Genomic DNA, 5508 nt, shown 5'->3' with positions numbered 1-5508 from the left:
GGTGGCCGCCCTCACCGGGTGCGTCGTGGTCGCCGGCACCGCGCTGGTGGTGGCCGTGGTCGCCCTGGCCCGGGAGCGTCCGCGGAGGGCGGCCCTGCTCGCCCTGCTCGCCTCGCTGGTGCTGCCGTGGGTGGGGCTGGCCGTCGGCGTCGGGCTCGCGGCGCCGGAGCCGGGGGGCGACGTGGGCGAGCTGGCCCGGGCGTCGGAGCGGTGGATCGAGGGCCTGGCGTCCCTCGCTGAGCCGGGCACGCTGGTCGGGTGGCTGCGCTCGCTGCTGCCCTGAGGAGGGCCCGCGGCGTCCGCACGCCGACCCGGTGACGAGCGGTGCCAGGCGAACTGAAAGGGTTCAGCGTGGAACCCACCACGACGAGCAGGAGGTCCCCGATGACGCAGGTTCCCCACGTCTCCCTCAACGACGGCACCACGATCCCCCAGCTCGGCTTCGGGGTGTGGCAGGTCAGCGAGGAGGACATCGTCCCGTCCGTGGCCGCCGCCCTGGAGACCGGCTACCGCCACATCGACACCGCAGCCATCTACGGCAACGAGGAGGGTGTCGGTCGCGCCATCCGCGAGTCCGGCATCCCGCGCGAGGAGCTGTACGTCACCACCAAGCTCTTCAACAGCCGGCACGCCGACGCCGAGGTCGCCATCCAGGAGAGCCTGGAGAAGCTCGGCCTGGACCGGGTGGATCTGTACCTGATCCACTGGCCGGTGCCGAGCCAGGGCCAGTACGTGCAGGCCTGGGAGTCGCTGGTCAAGCTGCGCGAGCAGGGCCTGACCACCAGCATCGGCGTCTCCAACTTCCACCGCAACCACCTGCAGGAGATCATCGACGCCACCGGCGTGACCCCGGTGGTCGACCAGGTGGAGATCCACCCCTACCTCACCCAGGAGCCGCTGGTCTCCGACATCCGCTCCTTCGGCATCGAGGTCGAGGCCTGGACGCCGCTGGGCCGGGGTCCGCTGGAGGACCCGGCGATCACCCAGCTCGCCGAGAAGGTGGACCGCACGCCCGCCCAGGTCATCCTGCGCTGGCACCTGCAGAAGGGCTACATCGTCTTCCCGAAGTCGGTGACCCCCTCCCGCATCAAGGCCAACTTCGAGGTCTTCGACTTCGAGCTGACCGACGAGGACGTCGCCACCATCGACGGGCTGAACAAGAACGAGCGCACGGGCGGCGACCCCGACGCCGGCTGACCCTCCGCCACACCCTCGACGGCCCCGGGCGCTGCGCCCGGGGCCGTCGTGCGTCCCGGACACCCAACGCCCTGAGCCTGTCGAAGCGTCGCCCTGAGCCTGTCGAAGGGCGCCCCACCCACGCGCGGACGACGGCCCCGCTCGAACCCTCCACCTCGGCTTGATGCGGCCCGGCCCGCGGCTCTTCTCCGGCCGCCGGGACGCGGCCTACTGTTCCCTCGTGATCCCCCGTCGCCACCTCCCCCGCCTCGCGCTCGGCGCCACCGCCGGCGCCGCCGCCCTCACGGCGTTCCCGACCGCCGCGCACGCCGCCGACCGCGTCACCCTCGACCGCTGGACGTCCGAGGCCGACTGGAAGCGCGGCAGCGGCTCCGGCACCGGCGTCCGCGCCGGCAACGTCGAGTTCGACCGGGCCACCTCGACCAGCACCTACACCGACCCGCACACGGGGAAGAAGCGCACCTACGACGTCGCCACCTGGACCTCGCAGACGAAGAGCCCCGGCGCCACGACCGAGCTGATCGCGTCCTGGAACGCCCACACCCAGCCGGGCACCTTCGTCGAGATCCGCGTGAAGGGGACGACCACCGGTGGGGTCGCGACCAAGTGGTACGTGCTCGGCCGGTGGGCCGAGGGCGAGGGCAGCGCCGACATCCGCCGCACCTCGGTCGGCGGGCAGGGCGACCGGCACGCCACCGTCGCCACCGACACCCTGGTGATGGCCGACCGGATCGCGCTGAAGAGCTACCAGGTGCAGGTGCGGCTGCACCGGCCGAAGGGCACCACCGCCCGCTGCTGGGTGCGCGGGCTGACCGTGGCGACCTCGGCCATCCCCGACCGCACGAAGGTGGGGACGTCCGCTCCTACCGGGAAGGCGGTCCGGACGCTGGCGGTGCCGACCTACTCCCAGCAGGTGCACGTCGGCCACTTCGGCCAGTACGGCGGCGGCGGAGAGGCCTGGTGCTCGCCGACCTCGGTGGCGATGGTGCTCGACTACTGGAAGCTCGGGCCGTCCTCCTCGACCACGGCCTGGGTGGGCAGCGGGCACGCCGACCGGCAGGTCGACCACGCCGCCAAGCGCTGCTACGACTACGCGTACCAGGGCACCGGCAACTGGCCGATGTGCACCGCCTACGCCCACAACGAGGGTGCGGACGCCTTCGTCACCCGGCTGCGCTCGCTGCGGGAGGCCGAGGCCTTCATCGCCGCCGGCATCCCGCTGATCGCCTCGGTGTCGTTCAAGAGCTCGGAGATGACCGGCGCCGGCTACAGCACCGCGGGCCACCTGCTCGTCATCGTCGGCTTCACCAGGTCCGGCGACGTGGTCGTCAACGACCCCGCCTCGCACCTGAAGAAGTCCAACACCCAGGTGCGCACGACGTACAGGCGCAGCCAGTTCGAGAACGCCTGGCTCCCGAAGTCCGGTGGCCTGGTCTACATCATCACCAAGCCGGGCACGAAGCTCCCGTCCTCCCCCGGGAACTGGTGAGCGAGCAGGCCCTCGGCGGTGTCCGCGTCGTCACGGTGCAGAGTCCGGTGCGACCACCGGTCGACCCCACGCAGGCCTTCACCCGGCAGCTGGCAGACCTGCGCCCCTGCGAGCCCTGGTCGTTGGACCAGCTGGAACGGTTCGTCTGGTTGCTCGGTGGGCACCGGCAGCTGGAGCGGTTCGCCCTGCTCGGCTGCTGGCCGGTCGACGCGGACCGTTTCGCCTGCGTGCTGGACCACCCGTCGCTGGGGCGCGTCGGTCTGGTGGTGGAGCGCAACCCGGTGGAGGCGCCCCGCGACGCAGCCGGGATCGCCCCGAGCGTCCACCTGGCGGTCGACCACCTGCTCGGTCTCTGGACGGCCGAGGTCCGCAGCTGGCAGGCGATCGGCTGGGAGCGCGACGGGGTGGTCTGGAACACCGACCCGACCGGCCTGACCACCCCCTGGGCTGGCAGCCGTCCACCCCTGCCCGGCGACGGCACCCTCGGCGCCGACGTGGTGGGCTACTTCGACCACCTCACCCCGCCGTCGGGCCACCCGGACCCGCGGTACGCCGCGCTGCAGGACCTGCAGGGCTGGGTGGAGCACCCGCTGTGGGCCTCCACCTTCCTCGCCAAGGTCATTACCCACCTGCCCGGCGAGCTCCGCAACTCGCTGCGGCTGGCCGCGGCGTGGGCGCTCGCCCCAGACGTCGCGGTGCTCGTGCAGTCCCACATCTGGCCGATCCGTGCGGAAGACCGCGAGCGGACCGACGAGGCGCTGCTCCGCCGGATCCGGCTGCCCGGCCAGCGCTACCTGCGGGTCGGCACGCTCGTCCTGCCCAACCTCGACGGCTACACCGGCTACTGGTCGCAGACCTACGACGGCGACGACGTCGCTGCTGGCGTCTACCCGCGAGGCGTGGTGCACCAGCATGAGCTACGCCACGGCATCGCGTGGGGCGACCTGCACTCTCCCGTCTGGCGCCCGGTGCTGGACTGGGAACCGGTCGACCGGATGGCCCGCGCGCTCCACAAGGCGGTGGACCGGGCCGGCTGAACGGCCGCCCGTCCGCGCTCAGAGCAGGGTGCGGAGGCGCTCCAGCTCCTCGGCCGGCATGCCGTAGCCGTGCTCGGGGGCGGGATAGGCGCGGCTGCGGACGTCCTCGGCGTAGCGGCGGACGCCGTCGGTCATGGCGTCCTGCAGGTCGGCGTAGCGCTGCACGAATTTGGCGCCCTTGCCCTCGCGGATGCCGAGCAGGTCGTGGAAGACGAGCACCTGGCCGTCGGTGGCCGGGCCGGCGCCGATGCCGATCACCAGGGTGTCGGCGAGCTGGGGCACCAGCAGCTCGGTGAGCTCGGACGGGATCGCCTCGAGCACGACGGAGAAGCAGCCGGCCTCCTGCAGCGCCCGCGCCTCGGCGACGATCCGGGCGGCCGCGGCGGCGTCGCGGCCCTGGGCGCGGTAACCGCCGAGTGCGGTGGCGGTCTGCGGGGTGAGCCCGACGTGGCCCATCACCGGGATACCGGCGGCCAGGATGGCACGCACCCGGGAGATCCGCTCGGGGCCGCCGCCCTCCAGCTTGACCGCGTCCGCGCCGGCCTCCTTGACCAGCCGCAGCGCGCTGGTGACCGCCTGCGCGTCGGAGACCTCGGTGGAGCCGAACGGCAGGTCGACGACGAGCAGCGGCGTCCGCAGCCCCCGGCGGGCCGCGCGGGCCAGCACGAGCATCTCGTCCAGCTCGACCGCGACGGTGGACTCCATGCCGAGCACGGTCATCGCCCCGGAGTCGCCGACCAGCACGATGTCGACACCGGCGTCCTCGGCGGCCCGGGCGCTCGGGTGGTCGTAGGCGGTCACCATCACCACCGGCTCACCGGCGCGCTTGCGGGCCGCCAGCTCGGGCAGGGTGACGGGCTTGCGAGCCGTCCCGCCCGGCGACACCGACCGCACCGTCGACATCAGCGCCCCGCTCTCAGGCGTCCGCGGTGAGCAGCACGCCCACCTTCTCGTCGACCTCGAGGATGCGGTTGCTGGTGCGCTCGACGTGCACCACCCGCGGGGCGTAGCGCTCCAGGTCGGCACGGTCGTACTGGCCGTAGGAGATGATGATGATGATGTCGCCCTTGTGCACCAGCCGGGCCGCCGCCCCGTTGACCTTGATCTCTCCCGAGCCCCGCTCACCGGCGATGGTGTAGGTCTCGAAGCGGGCGCCGTTGTCGACGTCGACGACGGCCACCTGCTCGAACTCGAGCATGTCGGCAGCCTCGAGCAGGTCGGGGTCGACGGTGATCGACCCGACGTAGTGCAGGTCGGAATCGGTCACCGTGGCGCGGTGGATCTTCGACTTCAGCATGATGCGCTGCACGGTCGGCGTCCTCCTGTGAGCAGTGCGGGGCGACGGTCGTCGCTCGACCTCCTCAACCCTACGACGACACGCCGGTATTCCGCCCGCCGATCGCGCGGCGCAGGGGGAGCGGTGACCGTCGGGGCACGGGGATCTCGCGCCAGGGTGCCGGTCCGCCCGGACGCGCCGCCGCGCCGTTGTGGGGGTGGCGTCGCCGGCCGGCGTCACCCTGGCGCAGGATCACCGCGCCGGCTGGACCAGCTCGTTGTCGATCAGGCGGACGGGCCCCACGGGAGCCGCGACGACGACCAGCACCGGACGCCCCTCCGTGCGCCCGACCGGCTCGAAGGTGTCGGGATCGACCACCTCGAGGTACTCCGGCTCGACGCCCTCGCCGCGCATCACCGCGCGGCCGGCCTCGGCGGCGGCCGCGGCGTCGGACTCCCCCGCCGCCAGCCGGCCCACCACGGCGTCCAGGCCGTGCCGCAGCGCGAGCG

General features: G+C 73.0%; 7 protein-coding genes. 4 read left to right on the top strand and 3 right to left on the bottom strand.

Annotated elements, in window-relative coordinates; translation table 11 throughout:
- From DVA66_RS16510 to DVA66_RS16495, 4 genes are all read left to right on the top strand, one after another.
- The coding region (locus DVA66_RS16510) for a hypothetical protein (protein ID WP_232822018.1) at positions 1–283 on the top strand (283 nt) is incomplete at its 5' end.
- A gap of 101 nt (positions 284–384) precedes the next feature.
- Positions 385–1197 (top strand): aldo/keto reductase, encoded by an 813-nt coding sequence (locus tag DVA66_RS16505; protein ID WP_114561055.1) that lies wholly within the window; start codon positions 385–387, stop codon positions 1195–1197.
- Between the two features lie 220 nt (positions 1198–1417).
- Entirely contained in the window at positions 1418–2686 is a 1269-nt protein-coding gene (locus DVA66_RS16500; RefSeq protein ID WP_198671857.1) for a C39 family peptidase, read from the top strand.
- Entirely contained in the window at positions 2683–3723 is a 1041-nt protein-coding gene (locus DVA66_RS16495; protein WP_114561053.1) for a hypothetical protein, read from the top strand. The genes DVA66_RS16500 and DVA66_RS16495 overlap by 4 nt, the downstream gene beginning before the upstream one ends.
- Positions 3724–3741: 18 nt before the next feature.
- On the opposite strand, the gene panB is transcribed toward DVA66_RS16495, so the two are convergent.
- From panB to DVA66_RS16480, 3 genes are all read right to left on the bottom strand, one after another.
- The gene (panB, locus tag DVA66_RS16490; RefSeq protein WP_114561052.1) at positions 3742–4626 is read right to left on the bottom strand and encodes a 3-methyl-2-oxobutanoate hydroxymethyltransferase; all 885 of its coding nucleotides are present in this window, start codon (positions 4624–4626) and stop codon (positions 3742–3744) included.
- A 13-nt stretch (positions 4627–4639) separates the two neighbouring features.
- A complete protein-coding gene (gene panD / locus DVA66_RS16485; RefSeq protein ID WP_114561051.1) occupies positions 4640–5032 on the bottom strand; it encodes an aspartate 1-decarboxylase in 393 nt (130 codons plus the stop codon).
- Positions 5033–5251: 219 nt separating this feature from the next.
- On the bottom strand, positions 5252–5508 hold a 257-nt coding region (locus DVA66_RS16480), incomplete at its 5' end, for a pantoate--beta-alanine ligase (RefSeq protein WP_198671856.1).

This window comes from Desertihabitans aurantiacus (assembly GCF_003344635.1).
Classification (GTDB): Bacteria; Actinomycetota; Actinomycetes; order Propionibacteriales; family Propionibacteriaceae; genus Desertihabitans; species Desertihabitans aurantiacus.
Note: the sequence above shows the minus strand (reverse complement) of the source record. Positions and strands in the feature narration are given on the sequence as shown.